This is a genomic window from Paenibacillus sp. Marseille-Q4541, assembly GCF_018310695.1.
In the GTDB taxonomy this organism is placed as follows: domain Bacteria; phylum Bacillota; class Bacilli; order Paenibacillales; family Paenibacillaceae; genus Paenibacillus.
Genome location: NZ_JAGXCY010000019.1, coordinates 60518 through 75742, shown reverse-complemented (window position 1 = coordinate 75742; position 15225 = coordinate 60518). Strand labels below are relative to the sequence as shown.

General features: G+C 41.0%; 17 protein-coding genes. 14 read left to right on the top strand and 3 right to left on the bottom strand.

Going from position 1 to position 15225, the window contains the following annotated elements; translation table 11 throughout:
• Positions 1 to 12 precede the first annotated feature (12 nt).
• From KFT32_RS17720 to KFT32_RS17705, 4 genes are read left to right on the top strand one after another with little or no spacing between them, the layout of a single operon-like run.
• Complete coding sequence (locus KFT32_RS17720; protein WP_211748568.1) at positions 13 to 1023, top strand: ABC transporter permease; 1011 nt, start codon at positions 13 to 15, stop codon at positions 1021 to 1023.
• A 1-nt stretch (position 1024) separates the two neighbouring features.
• Positions 1025 to 1861 carry an ABC transporter permease gene (locus KFT32_RS17715; RefSeq protein ID WP_211748567.1) on the top strand — a complete coding sequence of 279 codons (837 nt, stop codon included), beginning with the start codon at positions 1025 to 1027 and terminating at the stop codon, positions 1859 to 1861.
• The gene (locus KFT32_RS17710; protein WP_249435960.1) at positions 1830 to 2873 is read left to right on the top strand and encodes an ABC transporter ATP-binding protein; all 1044 of its coding nucleotides are present in this window, start codon (positions 1830 to 1832) and stop codon (positions 2871 to 2873) included. Before KFT32_RS17715 ends, KFT32_RS17710 begins: the two co-directional genes overlap by 32 nt.
• Positions 2866 to 3666 carry an ABC transporter ATP-binding protein gene (locus tag KFT32_RS17705; protein WP_211748565.1) on the top strand — a complete coding sequence of 267 codons (801 nt, stop codon included), beginning with the start codon at positions 2866 to 2868 and terminating at the stop codon, positions 3664 to 3666. The genes KFT32_RS17710 and KFT32_RS17705 overlap by 8 nt, the downstream gene beginning before the upstream one ends.
• Before the next feature lie 146 nt (positions 3667 to 3812).
• On the opposite strand, the gene KFT32_RS17700 is transcribed toward KFT32_RS17705, so the two are convergent.
• Entirely contained in the window at positions 3813 to 3986 is a 174-nt protein-coding gene (locus KFT32_RS17700; RefSeq protein ID WP_211748564.1) for a hypothetical protein, read from the bottom strand.
• Between the two features lie 315 nt (positions 3987 to 4301).
• Here KFT32_RS17700 and KFT32_RS17695 point away from each other — a divergent pair, with 315 nt between their 5' ends.
• Positions 4302 to 4979, top strand: coding sequence for a DUF1796 family putative cysteine peptidase (locus KFT32_RS17695; RefSeq protein ID WP_211748563.1), 678 nt, complete (start codon positions 4302 to 4304; stop codon positions 4977 to 4979).
• 111 nt (positions 4980 to 5090) lie between these two features.
• Here the strand turns inward: KFT32_RS17695 and nrdG are convergent, their stop codons facing one another.
• Both nrdG and KFT32_RS17685 read right to left on the bottom strand, forming a co-directional pair.
• Positions 5091 to 5594, bottom strand: coding sequence for an anaerobic ribonucleoside-triphosphate reductase activating protein (gene nrdG, locus KFT32_RS17690; protein ID WP_211748562.1), 504 nt, complete (start codon positions 5592 to 5594; stop codon positions 5091 to 5093).
• The gene (locus tag KFT32_RS17685) at positions 5591 to 7501 is read right to left on the bottom strand and encodes an anaerobic ribonucleoside triphosphate reductase (protein WP_481856349.1); all 1911 of its coding nucleotides are present in this window, start codon (positions 7499 to 7501) and stop codon (positions 5591 to 5593) included. The genes nrdG and KFT32_RS17685 overlap by 4 nt, the downstream gene beginning before the upstream one ends.
• A gap of 619 nt (positions 7502 to 8120) precedes the next feature.
• Here KFT32_RS17685 and KFT32_RS17680 point away from each other — a divergent pair.
• The 9 genes from KFT32_RS17680 to KFT32_RS17640 all read left to right on the top strand — a co-directional run bounded on the left by KFT32_RS17680 (position 8121) and on the right by KFT32_RS17640 (position 15191).
• Positions 8121 to 9647, top strand: coding sequence for an MDR family MFS transporter (locus KFT32_RS17680; RefSeq protein ID WP_211748560.1), 1527 nt, complete (start codon positions 8121 to 8123; stop codon positions 9645 to 9647).
• Positions 9648 to 9810: 163 nt separating this feature from the next.
• Positions 9811 to 10242 (top strand): NUDIX hydrolase, encoded by a 432-nt coding sequence (locus KFT32_RS17675; protein WP_211748559.1) that lies wholly within the window; start codon positions 9811 to 9813, stop codon positions 10240 to 10242.
• 273 nt (positions 10243 to 10515) lie between these two features.
• Entirely contained in the window at positions 10516 to 10776 is a 261-nt protein-coding gene (locus KFT32_RS17670; protein WP_211748558.1) for a hypothetical protein, read from the top strand.
• A gap of 159 nt (positions 10777 to 10935) precedes the next feature.
• Positions 10936 to 11538 carry a hypothetical protein gene (locus KFT32_RS17665; RefSeq protein ID WP_211748557.1) on the top strand — a complete coding sequence of 201 codons (603 nt, stop codon included), beginning with the start codon at positions 10936 to 10938 and terminating at the stop codon, positions 11536 to 11538.
• Positions 11525 to 12448 (top strand): hypothetical protein, encoded by a 924-nt coding sequence (locus KFT32_RS17660; RefSeq protein ID WP_211748556.1) that lies wholly within the window; start codon positions 11525 to 11527, stop codon positions 12446 to 12448. The genes KFT32_RS17665 and KFT32_RS17660 overlap by 14 nt, the downstream gene beginning before the upstream one ends.
• Complete coding sequence (locus tag KFT32_RS17655) at positions 12445 to 13059, top strand: hypothetical protein (RefSeq protein WP_211748555.1); 615 nt, start codon at positions 12445 to 12447, stop codon at positions 13057 to 13059. The genes KFT32_RS17660 and KFT32_RS17655 overlap by 4 nt, the downstream gene beginning before the upstream one ends.
• Positions 13060 to 13147: 88 nt before the next feature.
• Positions 13148 to 13669, top strand: coding sequence for a hypothetical protein (locus KFT32_RS17650; protein ID WP_211748554.1), 522 nt, complete (start codon positions 13148 to 13150; stop codon positions 13667 to 13669).
• Between the two features lie 75 nt (positions 13670 to 13744).
• The gene (locus tag KFT32_RS17645; RefSeq protein ID WP_211748553.1) at positions 13745 to 14095 is read left to right on the top strand and encodes a DoxX family protein; all 351 of its coding nucleotides are present in this window, start codon (positions 13745 to 13747) and stop codon (positions 14093 to 14095) included.
• Positions 14096 to 14336: 241 nt separating this feature from the next.
• Positions 14337 to 15191, top strand: a complete 855-nt coding sequence (locus KFT32_RS17640; protein ID WP_211748552.1) for a GRP family sugar transporter — start codon at positions 14337 to 14339, stop codon at positions 15189 to 15191.
• Positions 15192 to 15225: the final 34 nt, after the last annotated feature.

Here is a 15225-nt window from a genome sequence, read left to right as displayed (position 1 = left end):
GGGTGAGATGATTTGAATACTTATGGGAAATATGTTGCGAAAAAATCGCTGTGGTATTTACTGACCCTGGTAATTGCTATTGGACTCAACTTTTTACTGCCCCGTTTAATCGAGGGAAACCCGGTGAGTATGATTGTTTCGGAGATGACACAGGGGATGACAGATAGCGATACCATAAAGCGAGTATACGAAACGTTTGCTATCGAATTCGGGATTGACAAGCCGCTAGGGGAGCAGTTCATTATCTACCTGAAAAACTTATTTACAGGAAACCTCGGAACTTCTTTTGGTATGTATCCTAAGCCGGTAACGGATATTCTGGCTTCAGCGGTTCCGTGGACCGTGGGTCTCCAGCTGCCAGCTATTCTTGTTGGATGGATCGTTGGGAATGTACTCGGCGCTGTAGCCGCATACCGCAAAGGTGTTTTTGATAAGGTCATTTTTCCAGTTGCACTGTTTGTAAACTCGATTCCTTTTTTCACACTTGCCATTATTATGCTCTACGTTTTTGCTTTGACATTGAACTGGTTCCCGCTTCATGGGGGATATGATTATCAACTCGTTCCTACAATGAGCTTTGAATTTATATGGTCTGTTATACGGCATCACACTCTCCCGTTTTTATCTATCGTTCTGGTAACCATCGGCGGTCAGGCAATTGGGATGCGGGAAATGTCCATCTATGAACTGAATTCGGACTATGTTTTATATGGAAAATTGCTTGGTATTCGGGATTCCAAAATTGCAGGTTACGTCTTCCGAAATGCAATGTTACCGCAAATTACGGGGCTCGCCTTATCGATAGGCACGATGGTTGGGGGATCGCTGATCTGTGAAATTGTGTTTAGCTATCCAGGGATCGGCACGTGGATGTTTACAGCTATTCGTCAGCTTGATTATCCGCTCATCTCCGGCTGTACACTGCTGATAGCAGTTGCTGTGCTGCTTGCCAATTTTACGATTGATCTCGTCTATGGATTCATTGATCCAAGAATTAAAGCCTCGCAAATGGAGGACCAATAATATGAACACATCGGTACAAATATTGCTCAGATCACCGAAATTTATGATTGGAGCAGGGACGCTTATTCTCATGCTGCTTGTTGTCATGATCTATCCGCTCATTAATCAAAACGATCCGCTTGAAATGATCGCAATGGCTTATCAGCCGCCGGACGGAAAACTATGGCTGGGTTCCGATAATTTCGGCAGGGATTTGTTCCTTGAGCTCATTTATGGTATCCGAACTTCACTTCTTGTTGGTTTTATCGCAGGTGTGTTTGCCACCATCATTGGTCTCGCTGTGGGGCTGATCTCGGGTTACGTTGGCGGTGTACTGGACAATATCCTCACTTCTTTCACGAACATATTTATTGTAATCCCGTCATTTATCATTCTGATTCTTATTTCTGTCAGTATTGATTCACGCAGTTCGATGGTAACGGCGATCATTATCGGAATGACGAGCTGGCCTTGGACGGCAAGGGCCGTTAGGGCCCAAACGACATCGCTTCGTAACCGGGATCATGTAGGGATTGCAAAAATTTCAGGATACAGTACACCACGTATTATTATTTCTGAAATATTGCCATATATCGCTTCTTATGTGGTGATGGCCTTTGTATTGCAGACGGCATCTGGCATTCTATCAGAGGCATCGATATCGATGCTCGGACTAGGACCTTATAACACTATTTCGCTTGGCATAATTATGAACTGGGCACTTGTATTTGAAGCCCCGGTAGCAGGAGCTTGGTGGGCGTTTATTCCTGCGGCTGTCGCCATCGCGGTCATTACTTTTTCCTTGTATCTAATGAATACGGGGATGGATGAAATATTTAATCCGAAGATCAGGAGCTGATGTAGAGGTGACAAGTCCGATCCTAACGGTAAACAACCTGAAAACCTATTACCGGACCCGATTGAAAGAACATGTATATGCTGTGGACGGGGTCAGTTTTGAGCTAGAAAAAGGAAAAACGCTAGGTATTGCGGGCGAATCGGGTTGTGGTAAATCTACCTTGGCCCTTAGCCTGATGGGGTTTTACTTTGCTCCGCTTCATTTTGGAGGCGGGTCAATTATGATAGATGGAACCGATATTATGAAATTGAACCAAGAACAGCTTCGTAAACAAGTGCTCGGCAGGGAGATTGCCTATATTCCACAGGCAGCTATGAATGCTCTAAATCCGACACTTAAGATCATCCGATTTATTGAAGATATTATGAAGGAGCATAGACCGGAACTGAAGCGGGAATCAGTACGGAAAATGGCAGAAGAGCGATTCCATACGCTTGGCTTACCTCCGAAAGTGCTAGACTCTTTTCCTAGTGAATTATCGGGTGGTATGAAGCAGCGGACAGTTATTGCGATTTCCACCATTCTTAATCCCAAAGTGCTCATTGCAGATGAACCGACGTCAGCGCTTGACGTTACCTCACAAAAAGCGGTCATACGGCTGATGAAGCATTTGCTGGAGAAAGGGTATATCGAATCCCTGGTCTTTATCACGCATGAACTTCCGCTCCTTTATCATGTGACGGATGACATCATGATCATGTATGCAGGGGAGATTGTGGAACGTGGAACGGCAGAGGAGATGATTTTTAATCCCGTACATCCCTATACGAAAAAGCTGATGGGTTCTATTATTGTACCAGAAGCGGGGATGAAGGAGCACAAGTTGACCGCGATCCCTGGAACACCGCCTAATCTCAAAAAAGTTCCTGTCGGTTGCCGTTTTGCACCTCGATGTGAATATGCACATGAAGAGTGTCTGCAAGGCAAAATCAACATTCGGGAAGAAGAGGACCGTGTTTACCGATGTATCATTGACTCCCACACACTAAAGGAGTGGTACAAAAATGAATAAAGGAAATGTACTGCTCCGCGGAGAGCAGGTCACTAAAGTTTTTGGGTACGGCAAACAGAAGACTGTAGCAGTGGATCAGGTGGATTTTACCTTTCATGAAGGAGAAATTATATCAATTGTAGGGGAAAGCGGTAGTGGGAAAACGACGCTTGCCAAAATGATGATGGGGTTGTTAAAAGAAACGAGCGGACAGATTGAATACAGAGGAAAACCGAGAACTTTACGCCGCCATAAAGATCGTAAAAACTACTGGAAGGATATCCAAGCTATATTCCAAGATCCGTTCTCTTCCTTTAATCAGTTTTATAAAGTAGAGAAATTGCTTCAAGATTGTCTTAAACTGCAAGGCGTTACCTTATCTAAAGCGGAGGAAAATGAGCGAATGAAAGAAGCTTGTTCTTTCGTAAACTTAAAATTTGAAGAACTATACAATAAATATCCGTTTGAGCTGTCGGGGGGACAGATGCAGCGGCTGATGATTGCAAGAATTTTTATGCTTCATCCCAAACTTTTGATTGCAGATGAGCCAACATCGATGGTAGATGCTTGCTCACGTTCCACAATACTTGACATGCTCTTAAAACTGCGAGATGAGAACAAAATGACGATTATTTTCATAACGCATGATGTAGGGCTCGCCTATTATGTGAGTGATACACTGTACATTATGGAACAAGGAAAAGTGGTGGAACGGGGACCGGCAGAAGAAGTGATCCTTCATCCACAACACGACTATACTAGACAACTCATCTCTGACGTTCCTAAAATCCACGAAGTTTGGGATCTTTCCTGATGGTTTTTTGGTAAGCATCCTATTTGCATAACTCAAAAAAGAGAGAAACCTATTCATTCGTAGGCTTCTCTCTTTTTTGTGGATTCTGAAGCGCAGAATAACTGCGGCGATAAGTTGATGAAAGCCACATATTTTGCGCTTCCTGGTTATCGCTTTTTTTCTTCATCCTCATTCTTATCGTCTGTCTCCAGTACATCTTCTGTCAAGTTGGTAATCGTCATGGATCCTGATTGGTTGGTCCAATCGAAGGGGACATGCTTTGGATCCGGCTCAGGTATGGAATCAAAACCGGCTCCGCGATTTGTTTTGTCTTCACTCATGTCAATTCACCCTTTCCATTTGGCTAGTATGAACCCTAATTTCCGTAATTATGTATCATTACCGCTTCGATAGAACAATGAATCAACAAATCGAAAGGTCGCTTAGTTTGTCACCTTTACCGCTGGAATAATTGTAGCCATTCTTTCTCCGGTCCATAAATAAAGCAAAACGGTAGTCAAAGGATTCATCCCTCGGTTTCTAAGATTGAGGGGCCTATTTTTCTATTTTTCATAATATAAGTTCAATCGCACAGGCGTAACTATGCTTACTCTAATCTAATAAGGATAAATATTGGCTACAAGGAGGAGTAGGTGATGGAACTCGATGAATTAAAAGGGGGATATGACGTACTGTTTAGCCTCGGACATAACTGCTTGCCTGCGAGTCAGCTTAATCATAGTCGAATTCGTAACATAGCCGGTGTGATTGACTGGATGATCTCCCCTCATTTATCGGGTATAAGTGCGATGCTTCGCGATCGATTCAGTTACCTGATGAAAAGAGAGAATCTTCAGTATTACGGAGCAAGTTCCGATTCAGGATGTTATGTGATCCGGGATTCAGCCTATGATTTGTATTCCGTTCATGACTTCCCACTGGAAGAAAATGATCCGGAAATTTTACAAAGCTATTCAAAATTGAGAGAAAAATTGGATTATAGAGCGCGCAGATTCTTGCAACTGGTGCAGAGCGGTAAGCGAATCTTTTTTCTACGCACAGAAACAACGCCATATGAAACCGAAGAACTTGTAAGTGTCTTAAATGACCTTGTAGTGGGTGAGTATAGACTACTTGTTGTGAATCACGCACCGGTGTCTGACATTACGCCGCTAGATTATCATCTACGGAATGTTTGTACCCTTCTTATTCCGGAAGTCCCTCAGATGTTTCAAGACAACCACTTCATATGGCGAACGATTCTGGATGGAATCTACAATACAATGAGCAACGAAGAGGTAAATGACTACTTATCTAAAAATCACAACATATGAAAAATTCACATAAGACAATCAATTTTTATCTATCTTTTCAATGTGGGTACAAAAAGAAAAAACATCCGGGACATGCAAGAGACTAGATGTTCACCGGATGTTTTTATTTTTTTATAAAGTAACGACAGAATCGTTGATTAAGGACGCTTTTACATCAATAATCCGTTGATTACGGCTTCCCCGATAGGGAAGCGTTGTATCTTTTAAATCCAGTTTGAATGGGCCATCAATGATGACATCACATTGTTCGGCAAGCGTACGCATCTCTTGATCCTCCATCAACTCTTCATAGACAAACCCTGTATAGGCCCATAGCGTTTTTTCGGGACAACGTTGTTTGTACTTATGAACGAAAGCAGTGCATTCACGAGCAGAGAAAAAAGGATCTCCCCCGCAAAGAGTAAGTCCGTCCAGTAACGGGTTATCTGCAATCTCCTGAATAATGCGTTGTTGCTCCTCATCAGTGAATGGCTTCCCTGCTCTGAAACTCCAAGAAGATGGGTTAAAACATCCGGGGCAGGCATGCTTACAACCGCTGATAAAAACAACCGCACGTAGACCCGCACCCTCATTAATCGATTCTGGAATATATCCGCAAATGGAGAAGGGCGTCATAGATGCTTAACCCGATCTCTTACTTCGGCTTGTTTAGCTGAATTGAATCGTACCGTGTAATCACCAGTTAAATAACCAGTTACTCGACGAAGACGACTAAAATGGATGTCATTTTCGCTAATTCCACAGCTTGGGCATTCCGTACCAATGACACCTTCATAGCCGCATGACGGACAACGATCTAAGGGATGGTTAACAGAAAAATATCCGATATTTTGAGACAAGGCATATTGTACGATACGGCGGAATGCGTCTTGATTGTTTCTCGCATTCCCATCAAGTTCTACATAAGAGATCGCTCCGGCGTTACATAGCTTATGAAAAGGTGCTTCCAGCTGTATTTTTTTTGCAGCAGAAAGAGAATAGTAGACAGGAACATGAAAAGAGTTCGTATAATAATCACGATCATTTATTTCCGGAATCATTCCATAATGCTCCCGATCAATAGCTGTAAATTTACCGGAAAGTCCTTCGGCAGGTGTTGCAAACAGCGTGATGTTCAGCCCATACTCGTCACTTTTTACATCACAGAAATCACGCATCATTTCAATGATTTTAACTGCTTCTTGATATGAAATCTCGTCTTCAGCGTGATGTTTGCCATACAAAGCTTTCATACATTCAGCAAGTCCTATAAATCCAATAGAGAGTGTTCCATGCTTCAGGAGTGAAGCTACCGGCTCATCGGGCTGAAGATGTTCTCCCCCTTCCCAGACGCCTTCCCGCATCATAAAGTCCGAGGCCTTAGCTGGTTGGATGGACTGAATAGCATATCTATGCAGCAAACCTTCAAGGGCAATCTCCATAACCCGGTGTAAATTTTTATAAAATCCATGCAAATCAGGTTCTGTCCGTTTTCTGTACACCGTTCCATGTTCAATACCTAGTTTCACGAGATTCACTGTATTAAATGATAAATTCCCTTTTCCGCTTTGGCGGTTACGGCCATAACGATCTGCTATCGTACGTGTCCGGCAGCCCATGGTAGCAATAATCGTATCCGGGTCATTTTCACGATAAAATGGCAAATTAAAAGTAGCATCGACATTCACGAAATTTGGATATAATCTACGGCTAGAACATTCCAACGCTTTTTCAAATAGATCATAGTTAGGTTCACCTGGAGTCTGGTTAATCCCTTGTTTACACTGGAAAATATGCTGTGGAAAAACAGGGGTTTCACCATGTCCAAGCCCTGCAATCGTTGCATCAAGAAGTGCATGTGATACAAGTCTTCCTTCCACAGAAGTACATAGTCCATAGTTGAGAGAAGTGAACGGTATTTGACCTCCGGCTCGGCTGCTCATCGTATTCAGGTTATGAATTAAGGATTCAGCAGCTTGATGTGTCTCTTGAATGGTTTCATTAGTTGCAAAGGCAAAAGCTTTGGGACAAGTCGTTTTTGCCACCTCACTACTCATATGAATACGATCTTGAGCAAGTGACGACGTTTCCTCAAACAACTGCAGACCTTTTCGAAAATGCTTTCTAAAAGAACGAGTCACGTATGGAGCAAGGTCCCAATCGATTTTATTGGCAGAAACGCCCCCAAATTGACTGTTCTGCTGGGATTGGAAAATGATCGCTACGAGAGACATTGCAGACATAATGGACTGGGGTGTTCGCACAGATCCATTGCCCGTATTAAAGCCGCGTTCAAGGAGCCGATCAAAAGGAATAAAAATACAGTTGGTTGTCCCGAGTGCGTATTGATCTAGATCATGTACATACAGTTCTCCCTGCTCAATTGCCCGCGCAACTTGTTTAGGTAGAACATGGCTCATGACGTGTTTCTTGGCTGTTTCTGAACCGATTTTACTCATTTTACCGCTGAAAGAGTCTCCGTTCATATTTGCATTTTCTCTTAGCAGGTCAGTATCTTTGCTGCCTATAATTTGCTCCATCATATAAGTGAGTTCGTCCGGTTTTTTTGGAGTGGGAATGAATGCTTCTAATTTTGCCATATGGATTGTCTCCTTCACGATTTCCGTTTTCTGTTATGTGTTGTTTGTATTTGTATGTTTTTAACGTTTTAGTAGTGAAATGCACACTATATATAGATCTATTTGTGTATCATACCTACAAGATATGTAATGTGAGTATGACAAAAATCACAATCCCGAATGATGAAGATCAAGGTTTAGAGGTGGCTTAACAGCGGAATCCCTTGTTCATATTGAGAGAAAAGCATTTGTCACAAATTAAGGTGTTCACAAAAAATTAAAGATCATCGCCAACACATAAAAGAGGTAAAAAACAAATATAGGAAAGAAAGACCGATGCGGATGAAACAGGGTTGTGGTATGTTGTAAAAGTGTGATAAATCACAAGTGTTTTCAAGCGAAAATAATAAACTATCCGCTAGTCAAACTTCGGTGTTCCTCATAACGTGATGTACTGGAATTCCCTTCATTGTCCGCAGATCTAATTCTTTTAAGTTCATTTTATTCCTTTACGATTGTGGTGGAATCAGAAGGAGATAACGCCGGATTTACATATATTTATAGATAGGATGGAGGAGAGAAATTGAATACTACTGGAGTTAACGAATCAGCAGATAACAACGGGCAGAAGAGTATTTCCTTTCCTAAAACCGGTCAACTTCTTGCTGTTCTATTATCAGGTGCCTTCGTTGCAATTCTGAATGAGACCCTTCTGAATGTAGCTCTGTTTCAGATCATGGGTGATCTAAACATTGAACCTCATCTAGCGCAGTGGCTATCTACAAGCTACATGCTGGTCATTGGTGTGCTTATCCCTGTTTCCGCATTCCTTGTTCAGCGATTTACAACAAGACAACTATATTTGTCTGCGATGACCCTATTTCTGATCGGTACCGTTCTCGCGGCTATCAGTTCAAGTTTTGGTATTCTTCTTCTAGGAAGAGTAATCCAGGCGGTGGGTACTGCAATATTAATACCGCTGATGATGAATATTATTTTGGCCGTCATTCCAATTGAACGAAGAGGGGCCGCGATGGGACTCATTGGACTCGTTCTCATGTTTGCGCCAGCGATTGGTCCGACATTGTCCGGATTTATTTTGCAACATTTATCTTGGCGCTGGCTATTTATCCTGGTCGCTCCGATTGTTGCTGTGACCCTTATTTTCGGAATAATCAAATTACGCAATGTGACAAGTACGAGTAGACCCAAGCTCGATGTATTTTCTATTGTTCTTTCCACTTTGGGGTTTGGCGGACTGGTATTTGGGTTCGGGAGTATGGGCGAAGGAGGCGGCGGAGCAATCCAGAACTACGTTACCTTCATTATTGCCATCAGTGCGATATCTCTCGCTTTGTTTGTGTGGAGGCAGATCAAGCTCTCTTCACCTGTCATGGATATGAAAGTATTTATTTACCCTATGTTTTCTGTAGCCGTCGTGCTATCCATCATTGTGATGATGACGATGTTTGCCATGATGTTGGTACTGCCGCTATATTTGCAGGAAGTATTACTTTATAGCGCTTTGATGACGGGAATGGTCATGCTACCTGGAGGACTACTTAATGGGCTTATGTCACCCGTGATGGGAAAAGTGTTTGATAAATTTGGTCCCCGGATTCTTCTTCTTCCCGGTATGATCATGTTAATTATAACGATCTTCGGTTTCATGCAGCTGTCTTTGGAGTCTCCTTGGCTCGTGATGATTCTACAGACCTTTTTGATGATCTCCATTGCCATGATTATGATGCCAGCACAAACCAATGGCCTTAATGCACTTCCTGCAGAGCTATATCCTCATGGAACAGCGGTTCTCACTACCCTACAGCAAACGTTGGGTGCTCTTGGTGCAGCTATCTTCATTTCCATAATGCAGAACGGGGAGAAAAAGGCACTTGCGGGAATTACTAATCCTCAGCTTGCGGATACGAATGCGGCTATGACGGCAGGCGTAATGGATGCATTTACAGTAGGCCTTATCCTTGCTTGTCTCGGATTCGTTGTTGCTTTGTTTGTGAAAAGAGTAGCTGGACACACGGCAAGCGGTGCTGACAGCACGGAACAGAATATAGAACTTGCTCGCAAGCCTGCAACCGTGAAAGGAAAGTAATATTAATACGCTGGTCGTGGTGCGGTGTGAAGTATACAAATTTATAAAATGGCGTGCAAATTGATCATCAATTTGACACGTCATTTTGTTGTTATATCATGATTCTTGAAGAAGCTAAATTAACTAGTAAAGAAAGTCAGAATACAAAATAGGAGGCTATCGGATGCAAGGGTATAACGTTCTTATGATTTATAACAAAGATAGAGACCAATTATTAATGTGCAAACGAGTAAAGAACCCTTACATAGGATTAAGTAATTTTGTCGGCGGGAAAATTGAGACTGGAGAAAATGGGATGGAAGCTGCTTATAGAGAATTGTTCGAAGAAACGAGCATCTCTAAAGAGGATATTAATTTACATCATGTGATGGATTTTACCTATTATTTGCAACATTGCTATGTTGAAGTTTACGCTGGACAATTGAAGCATGATGTGATGATTTCAGGGGAAGAAAATGAGTTATACTGGTCTGATTTGAATCAAGATTTTTTTGATATGTCTCTGTATGCAGGGGAAGGGAATATTGGGCATATGATTGAACAAGTAAACATGTACAAAGAACTCATTTTTAAGGACGAAACATGTACCTCTTGAGAATAGATGAACTTTCTATACTAACCTATGCATATTCAGGAAATACAAAAGCTTGGCTATTCGCCAAGCTTTTTTTGTTTGAACAGAATTTTATTAAAATGTTAATAATCATTCTCACCCTAATTTGCTAAAAAATGTTAAAATAAGGACTGGAAATGGGGCGATATATATTATGAAATGGCTAAAAGCGTTCACTCCACTTAGAGTTTCCATTGGTTTTGGGCTGCTTCTCATCATGGTACATCTGAAAAGATTTCAATTGGGGAAATTCGCTTGTATCAGGAGGATGAATCGGTAAAAGGTTCGTTAGTTAAACAAACTTTTAGCGGTGGGTCCACGAGTGGGGATGGAAAGACGGCCTTGCGAATGCTTCAACCTGCCATCCTTGAACGCGTAGTACTGGGTCAGTCCGAAGAGGTGGGGCGGGTTCTCCATTTGATGGTAAATGAAGTGAATTATACGGATCTACGTGAAATGGAGCTGAGTACAGATGATCCGCTACGGATACTTATCAGTTGGACATTTCAGAGATAGGCATAGGATCTATGGCCGTATTCAATCCGGAGGTATTACTTTATTTTAAGCTAGAGGATCATTCCACCGTAGTACAAAAAGTAAACTTATACATGATGGAAGTTCAGTTCTCAGAAGAACAGATAAGAACACTGGTACGCAGGGAAGGTGGGGAATGATTTGAAGTATCTACTGCGCACAAAGATCACTACACCGCTGCGGCGAATGGGATTAGGCTTTATTTTTGTATTGATTAATTTTCGTATCGTTATTGGGATCTATTCTTTTGATATTTTGGCAGATTTTATAGGTTATTTTTTGATTTACAGGGCGGCTGTAGCACTAAGCTCAAGTTCATCCGCTTTTCGGAGAGGTTCATGGCTTGCATTGTTACTAAGTGTCATTTCTCTACCCAAATCATTCATGCCTTCAACAAACACGGCTGAATCTTTTCAATCCATACCTATTGGAACACACCTTTATGATCAAGCATTACATCTCTTTCTGATTATTCTGGTGTATTTCGTTTACCGCGGGCTTTGGGATCTCCCTTTATGGTATTATATACGTTCGGGTTTACTTAAACAGTCCATGCGGAAAAGGAGTATATGGCTTATTGGTGCTCTGATGCTTGAGATGCTGTTATATCCATTCTTTCTTAATAGCAGGGAAGATACGATTGTTTATATCATGTTTCCTCTGTTGATCTCGGCTATTCTCTTTATTTTATTTATTCGCGTATTGTACCGGATGGCAAAGGCGGCGGAGTATGTCAGAGGATAATGTAACCCCAATCATCATAAAGTTAGGAAGGAAGTACGAATTGAAAAAGAAAAACAATCTGATCCAAACATCTAAGAAGCACAAAACTACACTAATGTGGTCAGGTCTTTTCCTGATCTTGCTGATTTTTTGGGCTGGGAACCTTCTATATTACAATAGTATGCAGCTTGCAAAGCCTGTATTTCCCGCACATTATATGACAACAACGATCTATAATGGAACGAATTTTTTTGAAATTACGTGGCTAGAGAACAAAGGTCCAGGTAAGAAAGTGAATGAGATTGAGATTGAACAACTGAATAAAATCGGATCTGGTAAAAAAGAAAGGGATTCATACAAATACCAAACGATGTATTCTACATATTTCGAAATAACGGAACAGGATAAAAAAATACTAAAGGACCCGGAAAGGGAGCTGATAGTCCGTAATATTAAGGTGTATTATGATGATGGTACATCGGAGCTTGTTAATATTGGAGAGCTAATATTTCGCGCAGATGATTCCGCTCCGAACAATGTGGTGATTGATATGCGCCAGTCTGGTGCTTCTACTGACGGTACTGGATTATACCAGGTTGAAATGATGCAGAATGCAGCAATGGAAAAAGTAGAATCATCTTTGCCAGACAAACTGGATCACTTATTCGAGCTAAAACTATATGGTAAATCCTATGACAGTCTTACGTATCCAAGGTATGAGAAGAAAGGGAACTTATTAAGTTTTAAGTATGAATATTTTCAGCCAGACATTCTGAAAGATGGATTTATTAATATGGAAGCAGCAGTTATGATTCAATTTAGAAAATCGGATGGGACCAAAGTGAATCAGTTTATTTCTACCAATAACAATCTTTATTATTCGGAGAAAGACATCAAGACCCTTGTTCGTAATGGAGGTGTAACTCAATGACAGACCTCTCCAAAACAACAATCAGTGAAAATGCGCTGCGACGGATGGCCTGGGGATTTGTACTCCTTATTTTTGATTTTAACATTATGAATTTTGATGTTTTTAATGATCTGATTGGGTATTTGCTTATTCTTTTTGCGCTCTCCGCACTGGAATGGGAGCATTCATTGTTCAAAAAAGTGAAATGGATAACTATTGTATTATTCATTGGTTCAATAATATCGGTGTGGATACCCGATGTCAGCATGATGCAGTGGTCTCCTGTTGTACCTCTTCATTACCTTATTTACGGACAATTGTACTCCATTCTGAATTTGCTTATGATCGTTCTACTGTTCAGGGCACTTGGCCAATTATCCATATGGCATCAAATCGAAGATGAAGCACTTGTAGTTACATTCAAGACTAGACGAAAAGCATTGATCGGAATATCGGTTCTTCAGCTATTTTGGTATCCCTTTATCATGAATATGAATGAAGATTGGGCGATTGGTATCTTTGTGCTCGCGATCATACAAGTATTCTTGATGTTTCTGTTTGTTCGAATCCTGTTTCGCTTGGCAAATACGTACCGGTTATACCATGAACAAAACCAATCATCAGAAATGTGAGTAGGATTCACATATATTATAGATACTTGTAATATGGTTACTTATAAAACGGACTATAAATAATCGGGATAACTGGAGGAAGACATTAATGGCGAGAGAAGTACACGCTGTGCCCTATGGTTATGAACCTCCTAAGGAAACATATAAGGGGACACTGATTTATTACGATGATTTTGAAAAAGTAACAGATAAACAATTGTCACAGGTATTAACAACTGTAGAATCGCGTAAATTCACGAAGCTGGTTCTCTATCCTTTGCATGAAGCGACAGTAAAACGAATGGCGAATCATTCGGTTCTTCCGTTTTATAAAAGGGAAGATCGCTTACATGAATGGAAAAGAGAGCAAAATGAAGGTATCGTCGTGGTTGAAAATTGGGAAGGAAAACGAAAGAAATATACACCTATGGAAGCAGCACTCCGGCATTTGACGGAAAAGTACAAAGGTCCCTTTTTTCTTTTGCTGCCAAGCGAATATGCGAACTGCTTTGCTTCTTATCCGTTTTTTGACGAATGGATCACCAAGATTAGATTAATCCTTGTGGATCAACCGGTGTCGCTTCATCCTAAGCTAGAAAAGAACCAGCATCGCTGGGATGTTTTACTTTGAAGCCATTTTTCGTATAACATGACCGGAGCCAATGGATACTAGTCCTAATCAATTCTTTTAGAGGGGATAGTATATATGTTGGCAACGGTACTGCAAATTGTGGTAGGGGTAGCATTTATTATGCTAGGAATTAGCAAGTTTACTTCCAAAGAAATCGATGCAAGATATAAATCCTTTGGATTACCCGAATGGTTTCGTCATGTGCTCGGTATTATTGAGATTTTGGGAGCCGTATTACTCTTTATTGGGACATGGAATTTTTTACTTGGAGCCGTGGGTGCTTTTTTTCTAGCGATTATTATGGCTTCCGCGATCATTATGCAATTCAAACTTGGAAAAGGATCGATGTCTGGGGTTTCGACATCCGCCATTTTATTAGTAATGTGTGTCGTCATTTTAAGCATGGATTGGATGAAATTATCTTGAGTAGTTGAGGGGGACTGCCTTTTCTTTGAATAAGAGAGAATCCAGTCCTTCATGAAGTTGAAAACGGAGTTGTTTTGCTTCGCAATACGGATAATTAATGATAAAAAGCAAAATAAATATCATATATAATTCAAAATTAATATTTCGGTTTACATATTACGTAGTATGTCTCGTTATTCCTCTTACATCACATGGACATAATCGACATCATTTACATCATATAGAGAGAAGGATAACGAAAGTGGATATTTTTTACGCTATACTCCCCGCGATTTTTTGGGGAAGTCTTGTTTTGTTTAATGTCAAAATTGGCGGAGGGCCATACAGCCAAACGCTGGGTACTACAATGGGAGCTCTCCTGTTCTCTATAGGAATATACTTGTATGATCCGGTTCAATTGGATATGAAAACGATCATTATAGGTCTTATTTCTGGATTTTTCTGGGTTGTGGGACAAGGTGGGCAGCTCAAAACAGTCGATTTAATGGGAGTTTCCAAAGCGTTACCTATTTCTACGGGAATGCAGCTAGTAGCAACTACGCTCTTTGGGGCGTTGATATTTAAAGAGTGGGATTCAGGAAAATCTGTTACTTTAGGGATTATTGCATTAGTGCTAATTGTAACCGGAGTTATTTTCACTTCTGTTAAAGATAAGAACGACAAAGATGACGGGGGAGGAAACCTCAAAAAAGGAATCATTACGTTGCTTGTTTCCACGTTCGGTTATCTAGTGTATGTCGTTATTGTTCGTTTGTTTGGAATTGATGGTTGGGATGTGTTATTGCCGCAAGGTTTTGGTATGATGATCGGTGGTCTTGTCCTTACAGCAAAACATAAACCGTTCAATACGTATGCACTCAAAAATATATTGCCAGGTTTAATCTGGGCAACGGGGAATATGTTTTTGTTTATATCGCAAGCATCTGTCGGGGTAGCTACAAGCTTTACTCTTTCTCAAATGAGCGTTGTAGTAGCTACACTTGGAGGTATTTTTATTCTCAAAGAGCATAAGTCAAAACGACAGCTCGTATTTATTACCATCGGCATCGTACTCATCATTATCTCTGCTGTATTGCTTGGTGTATCCAAAACATAGCGGTGACTAAGATATCTGTTATAATATCCATACC

What these genes read in the sequence shown, in the direction of transcription:
- KFT32_RS17710 (WP_249435960.1), top strand. Translation starts at nt 1,830, where the DNA reads ATGAAATATTTAATCCGAAGATCAGGAGCTGATGTAGAGGTGACAAGT.
- KFT32_RS17700 (WP_211748564.1), bottom strand. Translation starts at nt 3,986, where the DNA reads ATGAGTGAAGACAAAACAAATCGCGGAGCCGGTTTTGATTCCATACCT.
- KFT32_RS17705 (WP_211748565.1), top strand. Translation starts at nt 2,866, where the DNA reads ATGAATAAAGGAAATGTACTGCTCCGCGGAGAGCAGGTCACTAAAGTT.
- KFT32_RS17655 (WP_211748555.1), top strand. Translation starts at nt 12,445, where the DNA reads ATGACAGACCTCTCCAAAACAACAATCAGTGAAAATGCGCTGCGACGG.
- KFT32_RS17675 (WP_211748559.1), top strand. Translation starts at nt 9,811, where the DNA reads ATGCAAGGGTATAACGTTCTTATGATTTATAACAAAGATAGAGACCAA.
- KFT32_RS17695 (WP_211748563.1), top strand. Translation starts at nt 4,302, where the DNA reads ATGGAACTCGATGAATTAAAAGGGGGATATGACGTACTGTTTAGCCTC.
- KFT32_RS17660 (WP_211748556.1), top strand. Translation starts at nt 11,525, where the DNA reads ATGTCAGAGGATAATGTAACCCCAATCATCATAAAGTTAGGAAGGAAG.
- KFT32_RS17685 (WP_481856349.1), bottom strand. Translation starts at nt 7,501, where the DNA reads ATGATGGAGCAAATTATAGGCAGCAAAGATACTGACCTGCTAAGAGAA.
- nrdG (WP_211748562.1), bottom strand. Translation starts at nt 5,594, where the DNA reads ATGACGCCCTTCTCCATTTGCGGATATATTCCAGAATCGATTAATGAG.
- KFT32_RS17715 (WP_211748567.1), top strand. Translation starts at nt 1,025, where the DNA reads ATGAACACATCGGTACAAATATTGCTCAGATCACCGAAATTTATGATT.
- KFT32_RS17645 (WP_211748553.1), top strand. Translation starts at nt 13,745, where the DNA reads ATGTTGGCAACGGTACTGCAAATTGTGGTAGGGGTAGCATTTATTATG.
- KFT32_RS17650 (WP_211748554.1), top strand. Translation starts at nt 13,148, where the DNA reads ATGGCGAGAGAAGTACACGCTGTGCCCTATGGTTATGAACCTCCTAAG.